This window comes from Nonomuraea sp. NPDC005650 (assembly GCF_040605375.1).
Taxonomy (GTDB): domain Bacteria; phylum Actinomycetota; class Actinomycetes; order Streptosporangiales; family Streptosporangiaceae; genus Nonomuraea.
This window is the reverse complement of sequence record NZ_JBEXCR010000020.1, coordinates 170,387-195,779: the sequence shown is the minus strand read 5'-3', so window position 1 is coordinate 195,779 and position 25,393 is coordinate 170,387. Positions and strand designations below refer to the sequence as shown.

Sequence of the window (25,393 nt, the reverse complement as noted above, 5' to 3'; positions counted from 1 at the left end):
ACCCGTAACGCCGGACCAGTAGGAGGATTCCGTCGATGACGACGCCGCCCCGCGTACGCCGCAACAACGCCAATGCCGGGACGGTGGTGCTCGACGATCTCTCGAAGCAGATCATCGAGCAGCTCCAGAACGACGGGCGCATGCCGTACGCGGCGATCGGTAAGGCGGTGGGCCTGTCGGAGGCCGCCGTGCGCCAGCGTGTCCAGCGCCTGCAGGACGCGGGCGTCATGCAGATCGTCGCGGTCACCGACCCGCTGACGCTCGGATTCCCGCGGCAGGCCATGATCGGCATCAACTGCGAGGGCGACCTGGAGGCGGTGGCCGACGAGCTGGCGGCCATCGACGAGATCGACTACGTGGTGCTCACGGCGGGCTCCTTCGACGTGATCGTCGAGGTGGTCTGCGAGGGCGACGGGCACCTGCTGGAGATCCTCAGCAAGATCCGCGCGATCCCCGCCGTGCGGGCCACGGAGTCGTTCGTGTACCTGAAACTGCGTAAGCAGACCTACTCCTGGGGCACTCGCTAGCCCACCGTCTCCACGATGGGCAGGATCGGGGTGTCCGCCGTGCGCACGAGACGCGGCCCCGCGGGCCCGTACACCTCGCGTGGCTCCGGGAACGCCGTCAGCAGCGCCAGGTAGAGCACGCCTGCGACGGCCAGGCCCACCGGCAGCGAGATGTCCACTCCCCCGGCCAGGTTACCCAGCGGGCCGACGAACTGGCCCGGCAGGTTCACGAACAGCAGCGCGAGGCCCGCGGAGACGAGCCAGGCGGACAGCCCGCGCCAGTTCCAGCCGTGGGTGAACCAGTAGCGGCCGCCGCGCTGGCGCCGGTTGAAGACCTGGAGCGCCTCGGGGTCGTACCAGCCCCTGCGGGTCACGTAGCCGAGCATCATGATCACCATCCACGGCGCCGTGCAGGTGATGATCAGCGTGGCGAACGTGGAGATGCTCTGGGTGAGGTTCGCGGCGAAGCGGCCGACGAAGATGAACACGATCGACAGCGTGCCGATGAACACCGTCGCCTGCACCCGGGAGAAGCGGGTGAAGACGCTGGAGAAGTCGAGCCCGGTGCCGTAGAGGGAGGTCGTGCCGGTGGACATGCCGCCGATCAGGGCGATCAGGCAGACCGGTACGAAGTACCAGCCGGGCGAGACGGCCAGCAGCCCGCCGACGTAGTTGGGGGCGGCCGGGTCCATGTAGGCGGCGGCCCTGGTCGCGATGATCGAGGCCGTGGCCAGGCCGAAGAAGAACGGCAGGATGGTGGCGAGCTGCGCCAGGAAGGCCGCGGCCATCACCCGGGACTTCGGCGTCGTGGCCGGGATGTACCTGGACCAGTCGCCCAGGAAGGCGCCGAACGACACGGGGTTCGACAGCACGATCAGCGCCGCACCGATGAACGACGGCCAGAACAGCGGGTCCCCCACCGGGAGCGTGCCGGGATAGGACGGGTCGAACTCGCCGGCGAAGGCGAAGGCGCCCAGGACGAACAGCAGCGACGCCGCCGCGACCGCGATCTTGTTGACGAACAGCATGAAGCGGAAGCCGTACACGCAGACGATCAGCACGAGGACGGCGAAGAGCGCGTACGCGACGCCGTACGACAGGTCGGAGTCGGGCAGCCCGGCCAGCCGGTGGGCGCCGCCGACCAGCGCGTCGCCCGACGACCACACCGAGATCGAGAAGAACGCGATCGCGGTCAGCAGCGACAGGAACGAGCCCACGACCCGGCCGTGCACGCCCAGGTGGGCGGAGGAGGAGACGGCGTTGTTGGTGCCGTTGAGCGGCCCGAACAGCGACAGCGGCGCCAGGATCAGCGCGCCCACCACGAGCCCGAGCACGGTCGCGGCCAGCCCCTGCCAGAACGACAGGCCGAACAGGATGGGGAAGGCGCCGAGCACGCAGGTGGCGAACGTGTTCGCGCCCCCGAACGCCAGCCGGAACAGGTCGACCGGGCGCGCGTTGCGGTCCGCGTCGGGGATGCGCTCGACCCCGTACGTCTCGATCTCGGTGAGGCTCATGGTTTCTCCTGCAACGCCAGCAGGCTGACGAGGTCGTAGGCCACGTGTGAGGCGGCGATCGAGGTGATCTCCGCATGGTCGTACGCCGGGGCCACTTCGACGACGTCGGCCCCGACCAGGTTGCACCCGGCCAGGCCGCGCAGGATCTCCAGCAGCTCCCGGCTGGTGAGCCCGCCCGCCTCCGGCGTCCCCGTGCCCGGGGCGTGGGCCGGGTCCAGCACGTCGATGTCGACGGACACGTACAGGGGCCGGTCCCCGATGCGTTGCCGCAGGGCGTCGATCACCTCGTCGAGGCCGCGCCGCAGCACGTCGGCCGCCGTCAGGATGCCGAACCCGAGCCGCCGGTCGTCCTCCAGGTCCTTCTTGCCGTACAGCGGGCCCCTGATCCCGACGTGGCTGAGGGCCTCGGTGTCCAGCAGCCCCTCCTCCACCGCCCGCCGGAACGGGGTTCCGTGCGTGTACTCGGCGCCGAAATAGGTGTCCCAGGTGTCGAGATGGGCGTCGAAGTGCAGCAGCGCCACCGGCCCGTGCTTCCTGGCCACGGACCGCAGCAGCGGCAGCGCGATCGTGTGGTCGCCGCCGATCGTGACGAGCCTGGCGTCGATCGAGTCCGCCGCGCCCTCGATGCTCTCGATGGCCGCGCCGATGTCGAACGGGTTCGCCGCGATGTCACCGGCGTCGGCCACCTGCACCCGCTCGAACGGGGAGACGTCCAGCCCCGGATGGTACGGCCGCAGCAGCCGGGAGGCCTCCCTGACCGCGGCGGGCCCGAACCTGGCGCCCGGCCGGTAGGACACCCCGGCGTCGAACGGCACGCCGACCACGGCCACGTCGGCCCGCTCGACCTGGTCGAGCCTGGGCAGGCGGGCGAAGGTGGCGAAGCCGGCGAAACGGGGGACCTGGGAGGAGTCGACAGGGCCAAGGTTCATGCGGCCCAGTGTTCGTCATGCCTCCGACCTGCGGCAATTGTAGAGACCACGAAGTCGCCCGGTGTTTGTTGTGGCTGCCCACAAGCACGTCTCGACAAGCGGCGTAACCCCCGAGTTTTGGCACCGGCCGGGACCAGGTCCGGATCGCGCTCCGCGACTTCCGCGGCGCGCCGGCGGACCTGGACCGGGCGCTGTCGCTCGGCCTGCCCCGGGCGGAGGAGTACCTCGCCGGGGAGGCGCGCGAGCAGGCGCTGGGGCGGCTAGCCGGAGAGCTGGACCGTCGCGATCTCCCACGGCTTCAGCGCCAGACGGAGCACGCCGTCGGCGACCGGGAGCCGATCGCCGGGCCGGCCGCGCAGGTCGGCGTGGCGGGCCTGGGTGAAGGCGCCCTCGATCACGGCCTCCGTGGCGGCCGGGGTGAGGGCCACGACCCTGAGCTCCCGCCGGTCGTCACGCATCCGCAGCGAGGTCATCACCACGCCGTCGCCCGTCACCGACAACCCTGGCGCGGGAGCGGGCAGCGGCAGGGCGCGCTCGCCCTGGCCCGGCACCACGAGCAGGTCGTGGCGGAAGGTCTCGGCCTGCGGCACGACCTCCTGCCAGGACTCCCCGTACGGCATCAGCGCCAGGCTCACCGAGCGGATCCCGCGCGACTGGGCGGCGGGGGTCGGGAGCTGGGGGCCGGCCGGTTCGGGGCGCAGGGCGTTGCGGTTGCGGGACAGGTAGCCGACCGAGCGCAGGAGCGTCAGGGCCAGCTCGCCGTCCGCCACCTCGTACTCCGTCACGTGCTCCAGCAGCGCCGCGACGCCTCCGGCCGCCACCCACGAGGAGGCGGGGAAGGTGGGCAGCGGGGTCTCGCCGCAGCCGCCCTCCGCGGTCAGCCCGCGGGTGACGACCGCGAACTGGCCCTCGGCGTGCGACTCCGTCGCCGGGGCGGGCAGCGGCACGTGCAGCCGGACCCGATGGTCCGCGCACCGGTTGTCGAACTCGACGCGCAGGCGCGCGTACGGCTCGCCGGCCCGCAGCTCGACGCGGGTCGTGACGACGATCTCCTCGGTCCTGGAGGACCGCGAGGGGGCGGGCAACTCGGGCGTGCCGTCGATCCCGTCCCCTGATGCCGGCCACCGGTACGTACGCCGCACGTCCACCGCCGCCACCAGCGGACCCGAGCAGATCAGCTCCGTCTCGACGGACGACGGCTCGGACACGACCAGATCGTCGGCCGGGGGCGCGTGGTTGTAGGTGTCGCCGACGTCGCCGCCGTCCACGATGCGACCGGCTCCCGTGACCGTCGTGCCGTCCGCGCCCACCAGCGTCAGCGTGCCGTCGCCGGCGATCGTGACCCGCAGCAGGCCGTTGTCCAGCACCTCCTCGTCGCCGCGCACCGGCGTCAGGGCCGCAGGGTGCTCCCCCGTGGACGGCCCGTGGGGCGCCGGCCGGATGCTCGTGTGGCCCAGCGGCGGCACCTCCACCAGGGCGGCGACCGTGCGCCGGGGCTCGGCGAGTATGCGCACCCGCCGCACGCCGGCGGTGGCCGCGCGCAGGTCGTCGAGGTCGAACGCGGCCGACGTCTCCCGCGCCACCGTGAACGTCAGCGTCCCGTCCTCCACCGACCAGGCCGTGATGTGCTGCCCGTAGAGCTCGGTGCCGTGGACGAAGGTCAGCGCCGTGGCGGCGTCCATCTCCTCGTCCAGGAGCAGCGTGGGCGCGTACTCCAGCGGCTGCGTGGGCACCGGCGCGCCCGAGGGGCCGGTCAGCGGGTCGATGCCGGCCACGTCCACGACCACGACGCCCCTGCGCGCGGCGGGCGTCGGGTTGACGACGAGCACCCCGTCGGAGGGCACAGAACCGGCCAGCCGGGCGGTCACCATGTCGCGTACGGCCTGGCCGAGGTGCTCGGCCTCCGCGATGCGCGCGGCCACCTGCTGGGCGGTGTCGTCGACGCCGCAGCCGGTCACCGAGTCGTGGCCGCTGGCGTCCACCAGCCGCCACCAGGCCATGTCGAGGAAGCGGCCCGGCCACTCGCCGCCCCAGAGCGTGGCCAGCGGCTCGGCGTAGCGCTCGACCATCCGCTCGGCGCGGCCCATGGCCTGCTTGACGTGAGCCCGGACCGAGATGACGCCGGGCAGGATGTTGGCGCGGGCGTGGGAGCGCAGCTCGCCGGCGACGCGCGGCAGCCCGTCCACCTCACCGGAATATTTACCGATATATCCGGACAGGGTGTCCATCCGGGCGCCGATCTCCGCCACCATCTCCGGCAGCCCGCGCACCGGCGCCGAATGGTCCGTGCCGTACATGGCCAGCAGCGCCCCCTCGGGCCCGTGCCACTCCCGCATGGTCTTGACGAAGCCCGCCGCCCGCTCGGCCAGCCCGGCGGAGTCCGAGAACAAGTAGGCCCCGTTCCCGTAGCCGCCCGCGGGCAGGAACTGGGTACGCAGCGCCGTCCCGTCCGGCGCCACCCAGGCGAAGGCGTCGGTGGTCACCGAGAACGGCACCCCGCGGTAGACGCAGGCGTGCAGCAGCCCGGCCTTGCGCAGGATCTGCGGCATCTGCGCCGTGTGCCCGAACATGTCGGGCAGGTAGCCCACCGGCATCGCCCCGCCGAGCTTGTCGGACCGGCTCATGCCCAGTTCGAGGTTGCGGATGATGTTCTCGCCCGAGCACAGGAACTCGTCGAGCAGGATCTGCCACGGCCCCACCGCCAGCCGCCCCGACTCGACGAGCGCGGCGATGCGGTCGCGGTTCTCGGGGCGCACCTCAAGGTAGTCGTCCACGCAGGCCAGCTGCCCGTCGAGGGTGAAGTGGTAGGCGGGCTCGCGCTCCATGGTGTCGAGCACCTCGTCCAGCAGCGCGACCAGCCGCAGCCGGAAGCGCTGGAACGGCTCGTACCACTCCCGGTCCCAGTGCGTGTGCGGGACCACGACGATCTCGGCGCTCATACGGCCTCCCCTCCAATGGGCAGATCGTGCTGTACGGCATAACGGGCGGCGATCCGCTGGGCGGTCACGATGTCCTCCAGCCCGCCGCCGGTGTCGGTGAGAGGCGGCTTGCCATCGTTCACGAAAGCATGGAAGGCGGCCAGCTGCACCTCGAACGCCTCGGTCACGTCGCGGTACACCGTGCGGCTCTCGGCGCCGGAGACCACGGTGAGCGTGGTGGGCGCGTTCATCAGGTAGGGCGAGGGGAAGACCAGCTCCAGCGAGCCCTGGTCGTGGTGGATGGCCACGGTCTCGCGGTAGGCCGGGTAGTCCTCCAGGTAGTGCCAGCGGATCGAGAACCGCCCGCGGGCGGGCAGGGGCCCGGTGATCTCGATGGACCCGGGCGCGGGTCCCCACGTCTCAACGTACGAAATTTCGACAGGCGACCCGGTAAAGCGCCTCAAGAGCGACAAATCGTGGCATATCGAGCCCAGGGCCACCCCGTACAGCGCCCGTACCCGCTCCGGCGCCGACTCCCCCAGCGCCCGCGAGACCAGGTCGCGCTCGGCGGCGCGCAGCGAGCCGAGCAGCCCCGGGTCCACGTCCCGCGCCTGCGTCAGGTTCGCGAACGCCAGCTGCGACTCCCCGCTCGGATGCAGCACGGTCACCTCGACCGACCTGATCGCCTCCGGGCCGCCCAGCTCGGCCAGCAGTTCCTCGGCCCGGCGCACGGCCGGGTCGTACTGCTTCATGTAGCCCACCATCAGCCGCCCCTCGGGCAGGGCGGCCACCTCGGCCCTGGTGAGCGCGAGCGGCTTCTCGCACAGCACGGCGTACCCGCCGGCCAGCGCCTGCCCGACCGTCTCCCCGTGCGAGCCCGAGGCCAGGACGAGCACGGCCTCGAAGCCCCCGGCCGAGAGCAGCTCCGCCACCGACGTGAAGCGCCCGGCGGCGCCCAGCCGCTCGCCCACGTCGTCGGCGAGCGTGCGCGACAGATCGCAGACCGCGACCACCTCGAACAGGTCGCGCCGTCTCGACAGCAGCGGCACGTACACCGCCTGCGTGACGGCGCCGCATCCCACCAGCGCGATTTTCACAGTCCCAAATCCTCCAGCCTGCGGCGGTTGGCCGCCTGGTCGGCGATGTTCTGGGCGACGGTGCGGCGGCCGGGCAGGGTGTCCTGTTCGATGATCACCCAGCCGGCGTAGTCGATCTCGCCGAGGACGCGCACCACGGCGGGCAGGTCCAGCTCACCGTCCCCCAGGGGGGCGAACCCGCCGCGGCCCATGAGCTCGCGCAGGTCCACGCCGTCGGCCAGGGCCTGGGCGAGGATCTTCGTGTCGCCGTCCTTGATGTGCACGTGCTCGACCCGGTCCGACCAGTCGCGCAGCGCCGTCACCGGGTCGCCCCCGGCCAGCAGCAGGTGGCCGGTGTCGAGGCAGAGCCGCGTGTCGGTCAGCTCCAGCAGTCGCTCGACGTCGTCGGGGGTCTCGACGTAGGTGCCGAGGTGGTGGTGGAACGCGGGCTCGAACCCGCGCTCGCGGCACCGGTCGGTCGCCTCCTGCACGCGGGCCGCGTACCCCGCCCATTCGGAGGCGGGCAATCCTGGAACGCTCCCACCGGGGCGCGCGAACCGCTCCGGCGACCCCGAGCAGGCCAGCGTGGGCCGCGGCCCGAACCCCTCGGGCGCCGGCGGCGCGGCGGCGAACACGTCGAGCGCGGCCTCCAGCGTGGGCCGTGCGGCCTCGTACGCCCCCGCGTCGGCGTACGGCAGGTCGACCCAGCCGCCCGCGAGCAGCAACCCGTTCGAGGCCAGCCGGTCGGCGAGCTCGGACCCGGTGCCCAGGTAACCCATCGGCCCGGTGTCGATGCCCTCATAGCCGGCCTCGGACAGCGCGCGGACCATCTCGTCGGCGCTCAACGGCGGCGCCTCGGTGGCCAGCTCGAAAACACCGAAACTCACTGGCGCGTTCGCGACTTTCACTCGCACAGCGCGATCACCTCATTCTCATAGCTTTCCAACCGGTGCGGCCCGTCCATGGCCGCCAGCGACACGCGCTCACCGCGCACGACCTGCCGCCCGCCGTCGGGGCGCACCAGGACCAGGCCGTCGGCGTCCAGGGCGAGCAGCTCGTCGCCGAGCCTGACCAGCAGCGGCCCGTCCGGCCCGGTGGAGACGGCGGTGCGCCCGGCGCGCAGGCCGTCCAGCACCGTGCTGGTGTCCTCGGCCAGCACCCACGTCGTCGGCGCGCCGGGCAGGCCGTCGGAGCCGTGGCGGTGGAAGTCGCTGCCGCCGATCGCGATCACGTCGTCGCGCCAGGCGTCCGCCCAGGCCAGCGGCGCGCCCCAGCGGCGGTCCCACCAGCCGGAGCTCCACACCTCCGCGATCCGGGGCCGCCGGGTGATGGGCAGCAGCCAGGCGCAGTCGCCGCCGAGCGGGTGATTGATCGAGATCAGCCCGCCCGCGCGCTCGGCGTGCTCGACCCAGGAGTCGGCCGGCTGCCGGAAGTCCACCCAGCCGACCTCGCCGAACACGTTCGCGTGGCCCCGGTCGGTGGTGACCTCCTGCCCGGGGATGAGCGTGATCTCGCGGTCGATCTTGTCCAGCCAGGGGTGGTGGCTGACGGTGTTGTGGTCGGTGACCGCCAGGAAGTCGAGCCCGCGCCCGTGGGCCAGCTCGGCCAGCTCGGCGATGGTCAGGCTGCCGTCGCTGTGCAGGGTGTGGGCGTGGAAGTCCCCGGCGAACCAGCGCAGGCCGTCGACGGCGGGGATGTCCCGCCGGGGCGGGCGCTCCCCGTGCGGCGGCTCCGGGGCCACCGGCTCGGCGGGGACGACGTCGGAGGTGGTGATCTCCAGCGTGTAGTCGAGGCCCTGCGGCGGGATGCGGTGCAGCCGCAGCCACACGTGCCACGTGCCCGCCTCCGGCTCGCCGGGCAGGTAGCCGGGCGTCGCCCAGTCCGCGGTGATCGTGTACTCGTCACGCGCGCCGCCCGACCAGCCGCGGAAGCCGCCGGGCGAGCCGCACCCGAGGTCGATCACGCCCTGCGACCGGTCGTACGCCAGCCGCACGGTCACGGCGGCGACCCCCGCGGGCACCTCGAAGGGCACCTCGCGCAGGATCCGCTCCAACCGGTCGTCCAGACTCCAGTGACCTCTCACACCAGCTCTCCGTCCCGGTAGACGAGGGCGCGGTCGCGCCGGGGCACCGCGTAGCCGTCGTCGCCGATCTCGGGCTCGCTGCCCTCGGGCACGACGGCCTGCACGGTCACGTCGTTGACGTCGAGGGTCACCAGGTGGGCCGCGCCGAGGTTCTCCACGATGGCCACCTTGCCGCCCAGCGCGCCCTCCGCGGGCTCGGGCGAGTAGGCCAGGTATTCGGGTCGCACGCCGTACACGATCTTCTCCCCGTCGGACAGCCGCCCCTCGGCCGAGGCCGGGACCGCCACCTTGCACCCTGCCACGTCCAGCGTGTCACCTCGTACGGCGCCGTCCAGCAGGTTCATGGGTGTCGAGCCGATGAATCCGGCCACGAACGTGTTCGCGGGCCGCTGGAAGACCTCGGCCGGCGTGCCGATCTGCCGGATGTGCCCGGCTTCCATGACGGCCATCCGGTCGGCCATGGCCAGCGCCTCCGCCTGGTCGTGGGTGACGAAGACGGTGGTGACGCCCAGCTCGCGCTGGAGCTTCTTCAGGAACGTACGCGCCTCCAGCCGCAGCCGCGCGTCCAGGTTGGACAGCGGCTCGTCGAACAGGAACGCCTGCGCCTGCGTGGCCATCACCCTGGCCAGCGCCACGCGCTGCTGCTGCCCGCCCGAGAGCTGGCCCGGCCGCCGGTCCATGAGCTGTTCGAGCCCGAGCCGCGCCCCCACCTCGGCGGCCTTGTCGCGGCGGGCGCCCTTGGCGACCTTCTTGATGCGCAGCGGGTAGGAGATGTTGTCCGTGACGTCCATGTGCGGGAAGAGCGCGTAGTCCTGGAAGACCATGGCGACGTCCCGGCCGCCGGGCTGCACGCCGGTCACGTCCCGGTCGCCGATGACCACGGCCCCGCCGGTGGCGGTCTCCAGCCCGGCGATCGTGCGCAGCAGCGTGGTCTTGCCGCAGCCGGAGGGGCCGAGCAGGGCGAAGAACTCGCCGTCGGGGACGACCAGATCGAGCGAGTCCAGCGCCTTGACCCCGCCGGGATAGACCTTGGTCAGCCCGCGTAGTTCGATTCCGGCCATTAGCGCTTGATCCCTCCGTGGAAGCGGAAGCCGTACTTCTTGCTGACGAACAGGTACATGAGCACCACGGGGATCGAGTACAGCAGTCCGAACGTGGACAACATGCTGAGGTTGGCCTGGCCGCCCTCGGTGTAGAGGGTGTACGTGATCACCGCCGCCGGCTGCTTCTCGACGTCGCTCAGCAGCAGGTACGGCATGAGGAAGTTCCCCCACACGTTGGCCACCGCCCACACCCCGACCGTCGCCAGGCCGGGCCGCACCAGGGGCACGACCACGTGCCGCACGATCTGCAGCGGCGTGGCCCCGAAGACCCGCGCCGACTCCTCGTACGACTTCGGCGTGGAGTCCATGAAGTCCTTGAGCATGAAGATCGCCGCCGGCAGCAGCCCGCCGGTCAGGATGAGGATCAGCCCGAGCTGCGAGTCGATGAGGTTGAGCTCCACCGCGAGCTGGAACAGCGGCACCATGGCCGCCGTCCCCGTGATGATCGACGACAGCAGCAGCAACGCGTACAGCAGCGCGTCCCGGCCGGGCAGCCGCACCCGGCTCAGCGCGTACGCGGCCAGCGCCGCCAGGATCACCACCAGCACGGCCGTGCCGACGGACAGCACCAGGGAGTTGTAGAGGGACGGCAGCGCGTACGGATGCTCGGCCACCGCCCTGAAGTTGTCCAGGGTGAAGTCGGGGACCTTGACCTCGTAGGTCGGGTCGGAGGTGAAGGGCGCCGTCACGAGCCACAGCAGCGGGATCGTGAAGAAGGCGAGCAGCACCGCGATCAGCGTGTAGAAGCCGATCCGGCCCAGCACGAAACGCGTCATTTCCTACTCCGGAGCAGCCGCAGGTAGAACACGGCCACGACCAGGTTGATCAGCAGAATGATCGCGGAGACCGCGGCGCCGTAACCCAGCTCGCCGCTCTGCAGCGCGACCTTGTACACGTGCACGGCCAGCACCTCGGACTTGCCGTCGGGGCCGCCCGCGGTCAGCAGGAACGGGGTGAAGTCGTTGAACGTCCACAGGCTGATCAGCAGCAGGTTGGTCAGGACGTGCCCTCTGATGTGCGGGAAGACCACGTCTCTGAGCTGCTGCCAGCCGGAGGCGCCGGCCAGGCGGGCGCTCTCCAGGTGCGAGGGCGGCACGTTCCCGAGCGCGGCGCCGTACAGCATCATCGAGAACGCGGTGCCGCGCCACGTGTTGAACACGATGATCGAGAGCATGGGGTGGTCGAGCAGCCAGGCGAAGCCCTGGATGCCGAGCAGCGCGTTGAGCGTGCCGCCGTCGCGGTCGAGCAGCGCCACCCACAGGAACGACACGATCGCGCCGGGCAGGATCCAGGCCAGGATGACCAGGCCCTCGACCAGCCGCTTCAGCGGACCGCGCCGGTCGCGCAGCAGCCAGGCGATGGTGAAGCCGAGCCCGACCTGCCCGATGACCGCCGAGCCCAGCACGAACTCGACGGTCAGCCAGGTAGAGCTCCAGAACTCCGGGTTGGCGGCCGCGTCGATGAGGTTGGCGAGCCCCACGAACTGCGGCTCGGCGGCGGCGGCGCCGGTCAGGCGGTAGTTCGTGAGGGCGAGATAGAGGACCCAGAGCGCGGGGAAGACGAGGAAGGCGGCGACGAGCAGCAGGGCGGGGGCCATGAAGACCCCTGCCCGCAGCCTGCCCAGGCCCGCCGCGTCCGAGCTGTAGCGGCTCGGCGCGGCGGCCTCGGTGACCTCAGGAGGCGATGTTGCCAGGGCCACCGACGATTCCTTCGAGCTTCTTCTGGTAGTCGGCCGCCGCCTGGTCGGGCGCCGTGCCGCCCACCACCGCGGCCGACGCCTCCTGCAGCGCCACCGACACCTGCGGGTAGACGGCCACCGGCGGCCGGTACGCGGTCAGCGGCAGCACCTTCTCCGAGATGTAGGTCAGCAGCGGCTCACCGGCGAGGATCTCCTTGTTGACGTCGGTGCGGGGAGTGATGCGGACGTTGCCGTCCTTGGTCTCCTCCTTCAGCCCCTCCGGCGAGAGCGTGAAGGCCGCCAGTTCGAAGGCCTCCTTCGGGTGCTTGCTGTTGGGGTTCACCGCACGCAGCGCGCCGCCCGACATGCTGACGAAGTCCTGGCCCCGGATGCCCTTGCCGGGCTCCATCGCGGGGATCATGGCGTACCCGACGACCTGGTCGCGGTCGGCCATCTTGGCCACGCCGGTCGTGGGGTTGACGACGCCGCGCCAGAAGTAGTCGCCCTCCATCAGGATGCCGATCTTGCCCGCGGCGAACTGCTGGAACGACTTGTCGCGGCCCTTGGCCTCCTGCTGGAGCTTGGGGTCGCCGAGGCCGCCGCCGTAGATCTTCTGGTAGAGGCCCAGCGCGTCCTTCAGCGGCTGCGCGGCGCCCGTCCACTTGCCGTCCTTCTGCACCTCGCCGCCCGCGCCCGCGAGCAGCGGCAGCACGCCCTGCATCGAGGTGGCCTCGCCCATCGCGGTGCCGGCGTTGATCTGGATCGGCACGGGCACGCCGGAGGACTTCAGCTTCGTGCCGGCGTCGAGGATCTCCTGCCAGCTCTTCGGCTGCCAGTCGGCCGGCAGCCCGGCCTTCTGGAAGAGCGTCTTGTTGAAGTAGAGCACCCGGCCGTCGGTGCCGACGGGCAGCGCGTACTTCTTGCCGTTGAACGTGGCCAGGCCCTGGACGGCCTGCGGGATCTGCGCCCAGCCGTCCCAGTTGTCGGCCTCCGCGCCGACCAGGTCCGCCAGCGGCTTGATGTAGCCGGCCTCGGCGAACTCGCCGGCCCAGATGCCGTCGATGTCGATCACGTCGGCGCCCTTGCCTGACTTGAGGTCGAGGGAGAGCTTGGTCTTGTACTGCTCGTCGTCGACGCCGCTGGGGACGAACTTGACCTTGACGTTCTTGCCCTTCGCCTTCTGCGCCGCCTCGAACTTGGGGATCACCCAGTTCGTGATGAAGTTGGCTCCGGCCGCGTTCTTGCCGCCGGCGATGGCGTTCTGGGTGATCGTCAGCTCTATGGCGTCACCGCCCCCGCCTTCAGACGACTGGCCACAGGCGGCGAGCCCCAGCCCGGCCGCGGTGATGACCGCGACCACACCGATCGAGCGTTTCCGTAATGCCATGCAAACCCTCCGGCATGTCCGTAAGGAGGTGACGCCATGGGCCAATATGTCATGACATCCATATGACGTAAAGGCTTGGCCAAAATTCAGGAAGAGGCCCTCATGCTGTGATTTTGCTCGCCCGGCCGGGAGCTAACCGTCCGAGAAGGCGAGATGTGAGCCGCGAGGGTTTGAGTCGAGGGACATTAGGTTACATAGCGGACATCCGAATGTCATGACAATATGCCAAGGTGTCGAAGGTAAGCTCCGTCCTGGAGGTGCTTTGTACGACCTGATCACGTTCGGGCGCTCCGGCGTCGACGTCTACCCGCTGCAGACCGGCGTCGGCCTGGCCGACGTCGAGTCCTTCGGCAAGTTCCTCGGCGGCAGCCCGACCAACGTCGCCGTCGCCGCGGCGCGCCACGGGCTGCGCTCCGCCGTGATCACCGGCGTGGGAGCCGACCCCTTCGGGGACTTCGTCCGCAGGGCGATCCGCGGGTTCGGCGTGGACGACGCCTTCGTACACACCGTCGAGGGCCCGCCCACCCCCGTGACGTTCTGCGAGATCTTCCCGCCCGACCACTTCCCCATCTACTTCTACCGTGGCGAGCATCCACCGGACCTGCGGATCTCCCCTTCCCAGCTCGACCTCGCCGCCATCGCGGAGACGAGCCTGTTCTGGTTCTCGCTGACCGGGCTGAGCCAGGAGCCGAGCGCCGCCGCCCACGCCGCCGCCCTGTCGGCGCGCCCGTCGGGCTGGACCGTGTTCGACCTCGACTGGCGGCCGTCGCTCTGGACGTCGCGGGAGGCGGCCCAGGAGGCCGTGCGGCGGACGCTCCCGTACGCGAACGTCGCGGTCGGCAACCTGGACGAGGTCGAGAACGCGGTCGGCGTGCGCGACCCGGAGGCCGCCGCGCAGGCGCTCCTGGACGCGGGGGTGAAGGTCGCGATCGTGAAAATGGGCCCTGAAGGGGTTCTCGCGCGTACCTCTGAGGAGAGCGTGGTGGCGGAGCCGGTGGAGGTGAAGGTGGTCAACGGCATCGGAGCGGGAGACGCGTTCGGCGGGGCGGTCTGCCTCGGGCTGGTGCGCGGCTGGCCGCTGGAGCGGACGGTGCGCTTCGCCAACGCGGCGGGCGCGTTCGTGGCCGCCCGGCTGGCCTGCGCCGACGCCATGCCGTCCACCGCCGAGGTGGAAGATCTGCTGAACGGAGCGGGCTCTTGAGCGGCCTCACCCTGCCCCTGCTGAACGGAGCAAGCACTTGAGCGACCTCACCCTGCCCAGGACCTCCGGCTACGAGCGGCTCACCCAGATCCGGGCCACCCGGCCCGAGGAGATCGCCGAGGCCGCGGCCAGGCGGCAGCGGCGCGGCCTGCCCGGCGCGGGCGAGCGGCTGATGATCATCGCCGCCGACCACGCGGCCCGCGGCGCCCTGGCCGTGCGCGAGCGGCCGCTGGCCATGGCCAGCCGCGCCGACCTGCTCGACCGCCTCCAGGTGGCGCTCTCCCGGCCCGGCGTGGACGGCATCCTGGCCTCCCCCGACGTCATGGAGGACCTGCTGCTGCTCGGCGCCCTGGAGGGCAAGCTGGCCTTCGGCTCCATGAACCGGGGCGGCCTGCTGGGCTCGGTCTTCGAGGTGGACGACCGCTTCACCGGCTTCGACGCGGCCACGATCGACGCGATGCGCCTGGACGGCGGCAAGATGCTCCTCCGCATCGACCCGGCCGACCCCGCCACGGTGTCCACCCTGGAGTCCTGCGCCCGGGCCGTCACCGACCTGGCCCGCCACCGCCTGCCGGCCATGGTGGAGCCGTTCTGGGCGCGGCGCACCGAGTCGGGGGCACTGCGCAACGACCTGTCGCCCGAAGCCGTGATCCGCGCGATCAGCGTCGCCCAGGCGCTCGGCACCACCTCCGCCTACACCTGGCTCAAGATCCCGGCGGTGGCGGAGATGGAGCGCGTGATGGCCGCCACCACGCTGCCCGCGCTGCTGCTCGGGGGCGACCCGCCGGACATCGACGCCGCCTACGCCGGCTGGGACCGCGCCCTGAGCCTGCCCGGGGTCCGCGGCCTGGTCGTGGGCCGCGCCCTGCTCTACCCTCCGGGCGACGACGTCGCGGCCGCGGTGGACGGCGCCGCGGCACTGGTGCGGAAGGACCGCGCATGACCTACGTCCCGTTCGGCAAGGCCGCCGACGGCCCCTGGTCCGTCGAGATCACCCCGGCCCTGGCCGGCTGGACGTACTCGGGCCTGCGCGTCGTGGACCTGGCGGACGCTCCGGTCTCGTTCGACACGGGCGAGGAGGAGATGCTGGTCCTGCCGCTGTCGGGATCCTGCACGGTCGCCACCTCCGCCGCGACGTTCGAGCTGGCGGGGCGGCAGTCGGTCTTCAGCGGGCCGAGCGACTTCGCCTACGTGCCGATCGGCACCCACGTCACCCTCCGGGGCGCCGGGCGCATCGCCCTGCCCTCCGCCCGCGCCACCCGCGCCCTCGAACCCCGCCACGTGCCCGCCGACCAGGTCGCGGTCGAGATCCGCGGCGCGGGCCAGGCCACCCGCCAGGTGAACAACTTCTGCGCCCCCGGCGCCTTCGACTGCCACAAGCTCATGGCCGTGGAGGTCATCACCCCGGGCGGCAACTGGTCGTCGTACCCGCCGCACAAGCACGACACCGACAACCCCGGCGAGGCGGTCCTGGAGGAGATCTACTACTTCGAGGTGGCCGGCCAGGGCAACGGCTACCAGCGCGTCTACTCCTCCGAACGCGGCCACATCGACACCCTGGCCGAGGTCTCCTCGGGCGACGTCGTCCTGGTCCCGTACGGCTACCACGGCCCCTCCATGGCCACCCCCGGCTACGACCTGTACTACCTGAACGTCCTGGCGGGCCCGGCGGAGACCCGTTCGATGGCCTTCTGCGACGATCCTCGCCACGCCTGGATCCGCTCCTCCTGGGAAACCCAGCCCACAGACCCAAGACTGCCGTTCGGGAGGACCTCATGATGCGCTTGACCGTCGCCCAGGCCGTCGTCCGCTTCCTGGCCCGGCAGTGGAGCGAGCGCGACGGCGTGGAGCGCAGGTTCTTCGGCGGCTGCTCGGGCATCTTCGGCCACGGCAACGTGGCCGGGCTCGGTCAGGCGCTGGCCACCTCCACCGAGGACCTCCCCTACCACCTGAGCCGCAACGAGCAGGCCATGGTCCACACGGCCGCCGCCTACGCGCGGGCCAGCAACCGCCTGGCCACCCTGGCCTGCACCACCTCCATCGGCCCCGGCGCGACCAACATGATCACGGGCGCGGCGGGCGCGACGATCAACCGGCTGCCCGTGCTGCTGCTGCCCGGCGACATCTTCTCCACCCGCGTGGCGGGCCCGGTGCTGCAGGAGCTGGAGGACCAGCGCTCCTACGACATCTCGGTCAACGACTGCTTCAAGCCGGTCTCCCGCTACTGGGACCGGATCAACCGCCCGGAGCAGCTCCCGTCGGCGCTGCTGGCCGCCATGCGCGTGCTCACCGACCCGGCCGAGACCGGCGCGGTCACGCTCGCGCTGCCCCAGGACGTGCAGGCGGAGGCCCACGACTGGCCGGACGAGCTGTTCGCGCGCCGCGTCTGGCACGTCCCCAGGCCGCGCCCCGAGTCGGCCGCCGTCTACCGCGCGGCCCAGCTGGTCAGGTCGGCCGCGCGCCCGCTGATCGTCGCGGGCGGCGGGACGATCTACAGCGAGGCCACGGAGGAGCTGCGGGCCTTCGCCGAGACCTACGGCATCCCGGTGGCCGAGACGCAGGCCGGCAAGGGCGCGCTCCCCTACGGGCACCCGCTCGCCATGGGCGCGATCGGCTCCACCGGCACCACGGCGGCCAACGCGCTGGCCCGCGAGGCCGACCTGATCATCGGCGTGGGCACCCGCTACAGCGACTTCACCACCGCCTCCCGGACGATCTTCGCCCCCGACGCCGGTTTCCTGAACCTCAACATCACCGCCTTCGACGCCGCCAAGCTGTCGGGCCTGCAACTGGTCGGCGACGCCAGAGAAGGGCTGGCGGACCTGGTCGAGGCGTTCGCGGGCTGGAGGGGCACGCCGGACGACTACCGCTCCCGGGCCGCCGGGCTGACCAGGGAGTGGGACGCGGCCGTGGACCGGGCGTACTCGCTGGAGGGTTCGCCGCTGCCGCAGTCCGCGGTGATCGGCGCGGTCAACGCGGCGGCGGCCGAGGACGGCGTGGTGGTGTGCGCGGCCGGCTCGATGCCCGGCGACCTGCACAAGCTCTGGCGGCCGAGCGGGCCAGGCAACTACCACGTCGAGTACGGCTACTCCTGCATGGGCTACGAGATCGCCGGCGGCCTGGGCGTCAAGATGGCGGTGCCGGAACGCGAGGTGTTCGTCCTGGTGGGCGATGGCTCGTACCTGATGATGGCCCAGGAGCTGGTCACCGCGATCTCCGAGGGGATCAAGCTGGTGGTCGTTCTGGTGGACAACTCCGGCTTCGCCTCCATCGGCCGCCTGTCGGAGAGCGTGGGCGCGGAGCGGCTCGGCACGTCGTACCGGCATCGCGACGGCGGGCCGCTGCCCGTCGACCTGGCCGCCAACGCCGCCAGCCTGGGCGCCACGGTGCTGCGCCCCGAGTCGGTCGCCGACCTGCGCAAGGCGCTGGAGGAGGCCCGCTCGGGGACCGGGACCACGGTGATCTACGTGCGCACCGACCCGATGGTGGACGACGCGCCGTCCTCGGAGGCGTGGTGGGACGTGCCGGTCGCGGAGGTCGGCGGCACGGCCGGCGCGGCGCGGGAGACGTACGAGGAGAACAAGCGCTCCCAGCGCCTCCACCTGACGCCGCCCGCCTGACCGGGGTGGCCGCCTCCACCTGACGCGGCCCGCCTGATCAGGGTTGCCCGCCGCCGCCCTGGGGAAGGCCTCTGACCAGGCACGATAGGGGGCAGGGGATGGGGCCGTGGCGGCTGCTCGGTTGGATCGCGCTGATCGCGGTGGCCGGCTTCGTCGTCAACCAGGTCAGCACCGTGGCCATCTCGATCATCGTCGGCCTGTTCATCACGGCGCTGCTGCTGCCCCCGACCCGCTGGCTCAGGTCGCGCGGGCTGAACCGCGCCCTGGCCACGGCGATCGTCTTCGTCGGCGGGCTCGTGCTGGCCGGTGGGCTGATCGCGCTGCTGGTGCCGCCCACCATCGAGAGCGTCTCGCAACTGCGGGTCAGCGTCGGCAAGGTGCTCGACAACCTGTACGAGCTGACCTCCAGGTTCGGGATCGACCCGCGTAAGCTCGCCGCGCAGGCCAAGGAGTACCTGTCCGCCCAGGGCCGCCAGATCACCACGGGCGCGCTGGCCGGGGTCAGGACGGCGGGTGAGATCGTCGTGGGGGCGGCGGTGGCGTTCGTCCTGTCGGTGTACTTCGTGCACGGCGGCGACCGGCTCTTCCACTGGTTCGTGGGCCTGACGCCCGCTGCCGCCAGGCCGCGCGTCACCGAGACCGGCCACCTGATCTTCTCCGTGATCGGCCGATACATCCGCGGGATCGCGATCGTGGGCGCGGTGGACGGGTTCTTCATCGGCATGGCGCTGTGGATCCTGGGCGTGCCCATCGCGCTGCCGCTGGCGGTGCTGACGTTCGTGGGGGCGTTCCTGCCGGTGGTGGGGGCGTTCGTGGCGGGGCTGCTGGCCGCGGTGGTCGCGCTCGTGGCCAAGGGCTGGCTGGTGGCGCTGATCGTGGTCGGGGTGACCGTGGCGGTGCAGCAGCTTGAGGGACACGTGCTGGCGCCGCAGATCTACGGCAAGGCCCTCGAACTGCCCGGCCCGGTCATCCTGGTGGCGATCGCGGTGGGCAGCCTGATCTGGGGGGTCATCGGCGCGTTCCTGGCCGCCCCGGTGACCGCGGTGATCGTGGCCCTGCTGCGGCGGCCGCGGGCCGAGGCCGGCCCGGTCACTCTCGCTCCCCCGCCGGCTCCCGCGACCACGTGAAGCGCCCGGCCCGCCGGTCGTTGCCTGTATCGGCGACTCAAGGCGTCAGAGGGGGAGCTCCAGCTCGTGCCGGATCGGGATGCCGTCGGACTCGGCGGGGATGCCCGGCTTGAGCTTCCGCGCACGGTCCACGCCGTGGCGGTGCAGGGCGATCAGGTCGAAGCCGTACCGCTGGTAGAACCGCAGAGCGTGCGTGTTGTCGTTGGTCGTGACCAGCCGGAGCCGGGCCGCCCCGTCCTCGGCCGCGACGGCGCGGACCGCGTCCAGCAGCGCAACCCCCACCCCCTTGCCCGGGATCACGGCGTCGATCGTGATGATCTCCACGGAGTCCCCACGCCGGGCATAGGTGACGATCCCGGCCGTCTCGCCGCCGATCTCGGCGATGAAGCCCGGCTGGGCGGCGGCGTCGACCAGTTCGCCGCGGCCCAGGGCCACCACGGTCGAGCCGCCCCAGCTCCCGGTCAGCACCCGGGTCACGTTCTCGAGATCTTGCGGCTGAATGGGACGCACAGATATCGACATGGCCCTCATTATGAGAGTTATGCGATGGGTAACGTTCGACTGCTTCGGAACACTTGTCGACTGGCGGCACGGCATCCGCACCAGCGCCGAGCTGGTCGCGCCGGGCCAGGGCGCGCGACTGCTGGAGGCGTACAACCGACACGAGCACGCCGTGCAGGCCGAGTCCCCGACGCTCCGCTACCGCCACGTGCTGGCCGAGGCGCTCCGCAGGGCCTGCGCCGACGAGAAGGTGGAGCTCAACGGGGACGACGCCGCGGTGCTGGCCACGACGCTCCCGTACTGGCCGGTGTTCCCCGACGTGGGCGCCGAGCTGTCGAAGCTGCGCGGCGCGGGCTGGCGCCTGGCGCTGCTCACCAACTGCGACCGCGACCTCGTCGCCGAGACGCGGCGGCGGCTGCCCGTGCCGTTCGACGCGGTGCTGACGTCGGAGGACGTGGGCGCGTACAAGCCGGCCGACGCGCACTTCGAGACGTTCAGGCGCTCGTACGAGCCGGCCCGGTGGGTGCATGTGGCGCAGAGCTACTTCCACGACATGGTCCCCGCGCACCGTCTCGGCATCCCACGCGTGTGGATCAACCGCCAGGGTGAGCCACCCGCCGACGAGAAGATCATCCAGCAGCGCCTGCCCGACCTCGGCGGGCTGCTCTCCGTGGTCGAGAACGCCTAGCGGCGCTGCTCCAGCACGTCCGCGATGCCGGCCAGGAAGGAGTCCACGTCCGCGATGAGGTAGCCGGACCGGAACAGCACCGTCGAGAACCTCGCCTCCCGCACCTCCTTGGCCGTCACCGCGAAATCGGTCGTCCCGCGCAGGGTGGCCACGATGCGGTCCAGGAAGGCGTCGATCTCGTCCTCGTTGTAGCCGGTGCCCATGCGGCCCGGGCGGAAGGCCACCCGTTCGACGCGGGTCGCCTGGGTCTCGAACCACTCCTCGCGCAGCATCTCGCCGGTCGGCTCGGCCATGGCCAGCCGTACCGGCCGCTTGGCCTGGGTCTCCAGCGCCACCACGAACGCCTCCAGGGCGAAGTCGACCGCGGTCTCGACATAGCCGCCACGCTTGGCGCGGAACGTGGCCCGCCGCACGTCGTCCGCGGTGACGGGCTCCAAAGTGTGCATGCCCCTGCCCAGGGTCGACTCGATCCGCCCGATCAGGGCGTCGACTTCGGCGGGGTCATAGCCTGAACGCATACCCATGACGCGTGGAAAGCGATTCAAGCCCACTCCTCTTGAGAACGTGCTGGGGTGCCTCCATTGTGAGGCTCTTTATCATGACGAAGCCACCCGACATATAGCGTTACAGCACCATGCGTCTGTCCAAGGTCTCTTTCCGCTACCGAAGACGTGATCCTTTCGTCATCGAAGACGTCGACGCCCAGCTCGCCCCCGGCGACGTGATCGAGCTGACCGGCGTGAACGGAGCAGGCAAGTCGACCCTGCTCCGCCTCCTGGCGGGCCTCACCCGGCCCACGACCGGCTCGGTCGCCGGCCGTCCCGCGGTGGTCGGCTTCGCCCCCGACCGCTTCCCCACCGCCCAGCCGTTCACGGTGACGGCCTATCTGCGCCACATGTCCCGGGTACGCGGGGGCGCCCGCTGGGAGCCATGGGCCGAGCGCCTGAACATGGGCCACCTCCTCACCGTCGCCCTGGGCGAGCTGTCCAAGGGCAGCGCGCACAAGGTCGGGCTGGTCCAGGCGCTGATGTCCGAGCCGGGGCTGCTGATCCTGGACGAGCCGTTCGCCGGTCTCGACGCGGACACCCGGGAGGCGCTGCCTTCGATCGCCGGCGAGGTGGCGGGTCGCGGCGGCATCGTCATCGTCAGCGACCACCAGGGCGGCCTGCGGTCCCTGCCCGGGATGCGCCATTGGTCGATGGTGGACGGCCGTCTCAAGGAGGGCACGACGGCCCCTGAGCTCTTGGAGGACGGGGAGGCGGTCGTGGCCGTCACGGTGCCCGCATCCGAGCTCCACGACTTCCTCGCCAGGATGCGCGGCGAGGGTTACCAGGCCCGCGAGATCGAGGAGTCCGGATGATCGCCCTGGCCGCGTTCCGGGTGGCCGCCTACGTCCGTTCGCACCGTGTGTTCCAGGCGCTCCTCCTGGCCCTGGCCATGCTGGCGATCCTCCACGGCAGCCGGGCCCCGCGCGGCGCGGAGGCCTCGGTCTTCACGGACGGCGCCGTACTGATCATCCCCATCCTGGCCTGGGCGGCCAGGAGTCTCCTCGACACCGAGCCCGACCAGCAGCGCGAGCTGTCAGCGGTCCAGGTGGGCGGTTGGGGCAGGGAGGTGGCGGCGGGGCTGGCGGCGGCGTTAGGGACGTGTGCGGCGTTCGCGGCGCTCAGCATGGGCGCGGCGCTCCTGCTCGGCGTGAGCGAGACACCCTCGCCCGGCGTGCTGGCCGCCGGTCTCGCCCTGTACGGCCTGGCCGCGCTGACCGGCACCGCGCTGGGCGCTCTCACCAGCCGCGCGGTCATCCGCTCCCCCGCCGTCTCGATCATGGTGCTGCTGCTCGGGTTCCTGGCGATGCTGATGCTCAGCATCTCGCCCGTGCACTGGCTCGGCGTCCCGCTCATCGCCTGGATGAAGGCGGCGAACTCGGGTCACCTCCTCGACCAGTTCCCCGAACTCGCCGCGATCTCCCTGGTCTGGTGCCTGATCGGCCTCGGGGCGTACGTGTGGCTCCGTCGTAGGGTAGGTTAGTGAACACTCACTCACCCTAGAGGAGGCAACGGTGAAGATGATCTGCCTGGGTGACAGCATCACCCGCGCGCAGGTGAGCGCCGACTACGTGGCCATGCTGCGCTCGCGACTGCCTGAGGCGACCGTGATCAGCTCCGGAGTCAATTACGAGCTGTCGTCGGAGACGGTCAAGCGGCTCGGCGACGTCGTGGGCCAGGATCCCGACGTGGTGACCGTACTGATCGGTACGAACGACGCGAACTTCACGCTCAGCGGGAAGCTGGCCAAGACGCTGCGCAAGCGCTGGAAGCTCTCCGCGGACCCCACCGCGGAGGGCTACGCCGCCAACCTCACCACCATCGCCCGGCGCCTCCAGGACGAGACGATGGCCCGCGTGGCGCTGCTCTCCCTGCCCGTCATCGGCGAGGACCTCGGCTCGGCGTCGGTGCTGCGGGCCGCCGAATACAGCGAGATCGTCCGGCGGGTCGCGGCGGCCGAGGGCGTCACGTACCTGCCGCTCAACGAGCGGATGACCGCGTACCTGGAGGAGCAGGGCCGGGCTCCCGGCACTCACTACCAGGCGGAGGGCCGGCTGGCGCAGACGGCGGCGATGCAGCACTTCATGCTCGGCCGCAGCCTGGACGCCATCTCCAGGAGCCGCGGCCTCCAGCTCACCACGGACACCGTCCACCTGAACGGCCGGGGCGCGGCCATGATCGCCGACCTGATCGAGGGCTTCGTCACCCGCTCGATCGCCCCGCACTGACCGGTTTCCCAGGAAGGCGCACTGCGGCGGGTGGTTATTCGGCCGCCGCGAGCTGGCCGCAGGCGCCGTCGATCTCGCGGCCGCGCGTGTCGCGCACCGTCACCGGCACGCCGTGGAACTCCAGCCGCCGCACGAACGCCCGCTCGTCCTCGGGCCGGGAAGCCGTCCACTTCGACCCGGGCGTCGGGTTGAGCGGGATCAGGTTGACGTGCACCAGCTTGCCCCGGACCAGCTTGCCCAGCAGGTCGGCCCGCCACTCGTGGTCGTTGATGTCCTTGATCAGCGCGTACTCGATCGAGACCCGCCGCTTCGTCTTCGCCGCGTACGCCCACGCCGCGTCGAGGACCTCCGCCACCTTCCACCGCGTGTTGATCGGCACCAGCGTGTCGCGCAGCTCGTCGTCGGGCGCGTGCAGCGACAGCGCCAGCGTGACGGGCAGCCCCTCGTCGGCGAGCTTGCCGATGGCGGGCACCAGCCCGACGGTGGAGACGGTGACGCCCCGGGCCGAGATGCCCAGCCCGTGCGGCGCGGGCTCCACCAGCCGCCGAACCGCCCCGATGACCTGCTTGTAGTTGGCCAGCGGCTCGCCCATGCCCATGAACACGACGTTGTTCACCCGGCCGGGCCCGCCGGGCACCTCGCCGGCCGCCAGCGCCCGGGCTCCGGCGACGACCTGCTCGACGATCTCGGCGGTGGACATGTTGCGGGTGAGGCCGGCCTGGCCCGTGGCGCAGAAGGGGCAGTTCATGCCGCAGCCGGCCTGCGAGGACACGCACATCGTGACCCGGTCGGGATAGCGCATGAGCACCGACTCGACCAGCGCCCCGTCGAACAGCCGCCACAGCGTCTTACGCGTGGTGCCCCCGTCGGTCGTCAGCTCCCTGACCGAGGTCAGCAGGTCGGGCAGGAGCGCGGCGAGCTTCTCGCGGGAGGCCGCCGGCAGGTCGGTCATCGCGCCGACGTCGGTGGTCAGGCGCTCGAAGTAGTGGCGCGAGAGCTGGTCGGCACGGAACGCCTTCTCGCCCAGCTCGGTGACCGCGGCCCGCCGGTCGGCCATCGACAGGTCCGCCAGGTGCCGTGCGGGCTTGGCCCGCCGGGGCGCGACGAAGGTGAGCTGGCCTGGGGGCTGGGACACGTTCCTGCCTTTGCTTTGAGTGGCTGTCAATCAGGGTAATGAACGTTCGGATCGGAGGTGGCATTCCTCGCGTCATGGATACCCCGGATCTACAGTCATCTCGTATGGCGATTTTTCGGTCGGCATCTGGCGAGGGTGGCGCCGAGGTCGTTCTCGCCGTCGGTAACCCGTACGGCAGCCGGACGCTCGTGGTCGAGCGCGACGAGGACTCCTCGGTAGCTTACCTGTGCTCGCCGGAGGGCGCGGTGCACGGCGCCGTCTGGCTGGCCAACCATCGCCCCGCCCCGGCCCTGGTCGACCTGACCCGGCTCAACGCCGGCCTGCCGCCGCTGATGCCCAGGGCCAACACCGTCCACCCGGACGGCCGCAGGCCGCTCGGGCAGCTGACCGCGCTGTGGTTCGAGGAGGGCGACGGCGTCGCCCTGTACGAGGACGAGGAGCTGCTGGCGGTCATCCCCGGCTGGGCCGACATGAGCAGGGGAATGCCCGGCTACGCCCGCGACGCGGTGGGCGAGTCGCCGTTCGCGTGGGCGCTGTCGGAGGCGCTCGACGGGTTGCGGCCCCGCATCTCCAACGCCAGGTCCTATTGGGGCTGGCGGCACAGCGAGGGGTCGTGGCCGTCGTTCCAGCAGTTCGTGATGGGCCACCTGGACCGGGTGCTCGGTCCGGCGGGACGCTACTGGGACGCCGGCGGCGAGCGGCTGCCGACGGTCGGGATCACCGAACGGCCGCCATATGAGGGCCGCGCCTACACCGTGCTGTCCACGGTGGGGATGAGCTGCCAGCGCATGCCCACGGTCGAGCAGTGGATCGACAAGCCGGGCGCGTACGCCAGGATCGAGCTGGCTGTGGCCACCCGCGAGGACCCGCGCGACGCGGCGCTGCTCCTGGTGTGGCTGTCGCAGTATCCGTGGCACTCGGTCACCTGGCTCGGCCACGGGCACACGGCGAAGTGGTATCACGAGCCTTCGACGTTCCCGTTGGGGCCGCGGTATTCGGGTGTCCTGATGCTGGCCAACGCACCCCACATGCCAGACATGTCGGGATTCGCGTTCGGGGGTGAGGCCGTACGGTGGCTCTGGCTCTCGCCGGTCACCATCGAGACGCTTGAGGCGCAGCAGCAGTGACCAGAGGAACCGAGACGCTGGAGGCGC

The 25,393-nt window shown here is 71.5% G+C and carries 24 protein-coding genes; 11 read left to right on the top strand and 13 right to left on the bottom strand.

Features of this window, described 5'->3' with window-relative positions:
* Positions 1–35 precede the first annotated feature (35 nt).
* A complete protein-coding gene (locus ABZS69_RS32875; protein WP_355379217.1) occupies positions 36–527 on the top strand; it encodes an Lrp/AsnC family transcriptional regulator in 492 nt (163 codons plus the stop codon).
* Here the strand turns inward: ABZS69_RS32875 and ABZS69_RS32870 are convergent.
* The 10 genes from ABZS69_RS32870 to ABZS69_RS32825 form a co-directional block, all read right to left on the bottom strand.
* On the bottom strand, positions 524–2,020 hold the full coding sequence (locus ABZS69_RS32870) for a cytosine permease (protein WP_355379216.1): 1,497 nt from the start codon (positions 2,018–2,020) through the stop codon (positions 524–526). The two genes, ABZS69_RS32875 and ABZS69_RS32870, sit on opposite strands and share 4 nt — an antisense overlap.
* Entirely contained in the window at positions 2,017–2,949 is a 933-nt protein-coding gene (speB, locus tag ABZS69_RS32865) for an agmatinase (protein WP_355379215.1), read from the bottom strand. Before speB ends, ABZS69_RS32870 begins: the two co-directional genes overlap by 4 nt.
* Before the next feature lie 260 nt (positions 2,950–3,209).
* The gene (locus ABZS69_RS32860; RefSeq protein ID WP_355379214.1) at positions 3,210–5,888 is read right to left on the bottom strand and encodes a glycoside hydrolase family 38 C-terminal domain-containing protein; all 2,679 of its coding nucleotides are present in this window, start codon (positions 5,886–5,888) and stop codon (positions 3,210–3,212) included.
* Positions 5,885–6,964: a Gfo/Idh/MocA family oxidoreductase gene (locus ABZS69_RS32855; protein WP_355379213.1), complete on the bottom strand. Its 1,080-nt coding sequence runs from the start codon at positions 6,962–6,964 to the stop codon at positions 5,885–5,887. Before ABZS69_RS32855 ends, ABZS69_RS32860 begins: the two co-directional genes overlap by 4 nt.
* On the bottom strand, positions 6,961–7,830 hold the full coding sequence (locus ABZS69_RS32850; RefSeq protein WP_355379212.1) for a TIM barrel protein: 870 nt from the start codon (positions 7,828–7,830) through the stop codon (positions 6,961–6,963). The genes ABZS69_RS32855 and ABZS69_RS32850 overlap by 4 nt, the downstream gene beginning before the upstream one ends.
* A 17-nt stretch (positions 7,831–7,847) precedes the next feature.
* Positions 7,848–9,026 carry a CehA/McbA family metallohydrolase gene (locus tag ABZS69_RS32845; protein WP_355379211.1) on the bottom strand — a complete coding sequence of 393 codons (1,179 nt, stop codon included), beginning with the start codon at positions 9,024–9,026 and terminating at the stop codon, positions 7,848–7,850.
* A complete protein-coding gene (locus tag ABZS69_RS32840) occupies positions 9,023–10,087 on the bottom strand; it encodes an ABC transporter ATP-binding protein (protein WP_355379210.1) in 1,065 nt (354 codons plus the stop codon). Before ABZS69_RS32840 ends, ABZS69_RS32845 begins: the two co-directional genes overlap by 4 nt.
* Positions 10,087–10,905: a carbohydrate ABC transporter permease gene (locus ABZS69_RS32835; protein WP_355379209.1), complete on the bottom strand. Its 819-nt coding sequence runs from the start codon at positions 10,903–10,905 to the stop codon at positions 10,087–10,089. Before ABZS69_RS32835 ends, ABZS69_RS32840 begins: the two co-directional genes overlap by 1 nt.
* Positions 10,902–11,828 (bottom strand): sugar ABC transporter permease, encoded by a 927-nt coding sequence (locus ABZS69_RS32830; protein ID WP_355379208.1) that lies wholly within the window; start codon positions 11,826–11,828, stop codon positions 10,902–10,904. The genes ABZS69_RS32835 and ABZS69_RS32830 overlap by 4 nt, the downstream gene beginning before the upstream one ends.
* Positions 11,803–13,194 carry an extracellular solute-binding protein gene (locus tag ABZS69_RS32825; RefSeq protein ID WP_355379207.1) on the bottom strand — a complete coding sequence of 464 codons (1,392 nt, stop codon included), beginning with the start codon at positions 13,192–13,194 and terminating at the stop codon, positions 11,803–11,805. The genes ABZS69_RS32830 and ABZS69_RS32825 overlap by 26 nt, the downstream gene beginning before the upstream one ends.
* Positions 13,195–13,456: 262 nt before the next feature.
* Here ABZS69_RS32825 and iolC point away from each other — a divergent pair, with 262 nt between their 5' ends.
* The 5 genes from iolC (at position 13,457) to ABZS69_RS32800 (ending at position 19,142) form a co-directional block, all read left to right on the top strand.
* On the top strand, positions 13,457–14,395 hold the full coding sequence (gene iolC / locus ABZS69_RS32820) for a 5-dehydro-2-deoxygluconokinase (protein ID WP_355379206.1): 939 nt from the start codon (positions 13,457–13,459) through the stop codon (positions 14,393–14,395).
* A 37-nt stretch (positions 14,396–14,432) separates the two neighbouring features.
* Positions 14,433–15,338 (top strand): deoxyribose-phosphate aldolase, encoded by a 906-nt coding sequence (locus ABZS69_RS32815; protein WP_355379205.1) that lies wholly within the window; start codon positions 14,433–14,435, stop codon positions 15,336–15,338.
* A complete protein-coding gene (iolB, locus tag ABZS69_RS32810) occupies positions 15,335–16,174 on the top strand; it encodes a 5-deoxy-glucuronate isomerase (protein WP_355379204.1) in 840 nt (279 codons plus the stop codon). The genes ABZS69_RS32815 and iolB overlap by 4 nt, the downstream gene beginning before the upstream one ends.
* Positions 16,174–18,015: a 3D-(3,5/4)-trihydroxycyclohexane-1,2-dione acylhydrolase (decyclizing) gene (iolD, locus tag ABZS69_RS32805; protein WP_355379274.1), complete on the top strand. Its 1,842-nt coding sequence runs from the start codon at positions 16,174–16,176 to the stop codon at positions 18,013–18,015. The genes iolB and iolD overlap by 1 nt, the downstream gene beginning before the upstream one ends.
* Before the next feature lie 98 nt (positions 18,016–18,113).
* On the top strand, positions 18,114–19,142 hold the full coding sequence (locus tag ABZS69_RS32800) for an AI-2E family transporter (RefSeq protein ID WP_355379203.1): 1,029 nt from the start codon (positions 18,114–18,116) through the stop codon (positions 19,140–19,142).
* Positions 19,143–19,187: 45 nt separating this feature from the next.
* Here ABZS69_RS32800 and ABZS69_RS32795 read toward each other — a convergent pair whose 3' ends face one another.
* On the bottom strand, positions 19,188–19,664 hold the full coding sequence (locus tag ABZS69_RS32795; protein ID WP_355379202.1) for a GNAT family N-acetyltransferase: 477 nt from the start codon (positions 19,662–19,664) through the stop codon (positions 19,188–19,190).
* Between the two features lie 19 nt (positions 19,665–19,683).
* Between ABZS69_RS32795 and ABZS69_RS32790 the strand changes: the two genes are divergently transcribed.
* On the top strand, positions 19,684–20,331 hold the full coding sequence (locus ABZS69_RS32790) for an HAD-IA family hydrolase (protein WP_355379201.1): 648 nt from the start codon (positions 19,684–19,686) through the stop codon (positions 20,329–20,331).
* On the opposite strand, the gene ABZS69_RS32785 is transcribed toward ABZS69_RS32790, so the two are convergent.
* Positions 20,328–20,882 carry a DivIVA domain-containing protein gene (locus tag ABZS69_RS32785; protein WP_355379199.1) on the bottom strand — a complete coding sequence of 185 codons (555 nt, stop codon included), beginning with the start codon at positions 20,880–20,882 and terminating at the stop codon, positions 20,328–20,330. The two genes, ABZS69_RS32790 and ABZS69_RS32785, sit on opposite strands and share 4 nt — an antisense overlap.
* An 83-nt stretch (positions 20,883–20,965) precedes the next feature.
* On the opposite strand from ABZS69_RS32785, the gene ABZS69_RS32780 reads away from it, so the two are divergent.
* From ABZS69_RS32780 to ABZS69_RS32770, 3 genes are read left to right on the top strand one after another with little or no spacing between them, the layout of a single operon-like run.
* The gene (locus tag ABZS69_RS32780; RefSeq protein WP_355379198.1) at positions 20,966–21,691 is read left to right on the top strand and encodes an ATP-binding cassette domain-containing protein; all 726 of its coding nucleotides are present in this window, start codon (positions 20,966–20,968) and stop codon (positions 21,689–21,691) included.
* Positions 21,688–22,359, top strand: a complete 672-nt coding sequence (locus ABZS69_RS32775) for a hypothetical protein (RefSeq protein WP_355379197.1) — start codon at positions 21,688–21,690, stop codon at positions 22,357–22,359. Before ABZS69_RS32780 ends, ABZS69_RS32775 begins: the two co-directional genes overlap by 4 nt.
* A gap of 37 nt (positions 22,360–22,396) precedes the next feature.
* Positions 22,397–23,104: an SGNH/GDSL hydrolase family protein gene (locus ABZS69_RS32770; protein ID WP_355379273.1), complete on the top strand. Its 708-nt coding sequence runs from the start codon at positions 22,397–22,399 to the stop codon at positions 23,102–23,104.
* 34 nt (positions 23,105–23,138) lie between these two features.
* On the opposite strand, the gene rlmN is transcribed toward ABZS69_RS32770, so the two are convergent.
* Positions 23,139–24,239: a 23S rRNA (adenine(2503)-C(2))-methyltransferase RlmN gene (gene rlmN / locus ABZS69_RS32765; RefSeq protein WP_355379196.1), complete on the bottom strand. Its 1,101-nt coding sequence runs from the start codon at positions 24,237–24,239 to the stop codon at positions 23,139–23,141.
* Positions 24,240–24,343: 104 nt separating this feature from the next.
* On the opposite strand from rlmN, the gene ABZS69_RS32760 reads away from it, so the two are divergent.
* Positions 24,344–25,366, top strand: coding sequence for a suppressor of fused domain protein (locus ABZS69_RS32760; RefSeq protein WP_355379195.1), 1,023 nt, complete (start codon positions 24,344–24,346; stop codon positions 25,364–25,366).
* Positions 25,367–25,393 lie beyond the last annotated feature (27 nt).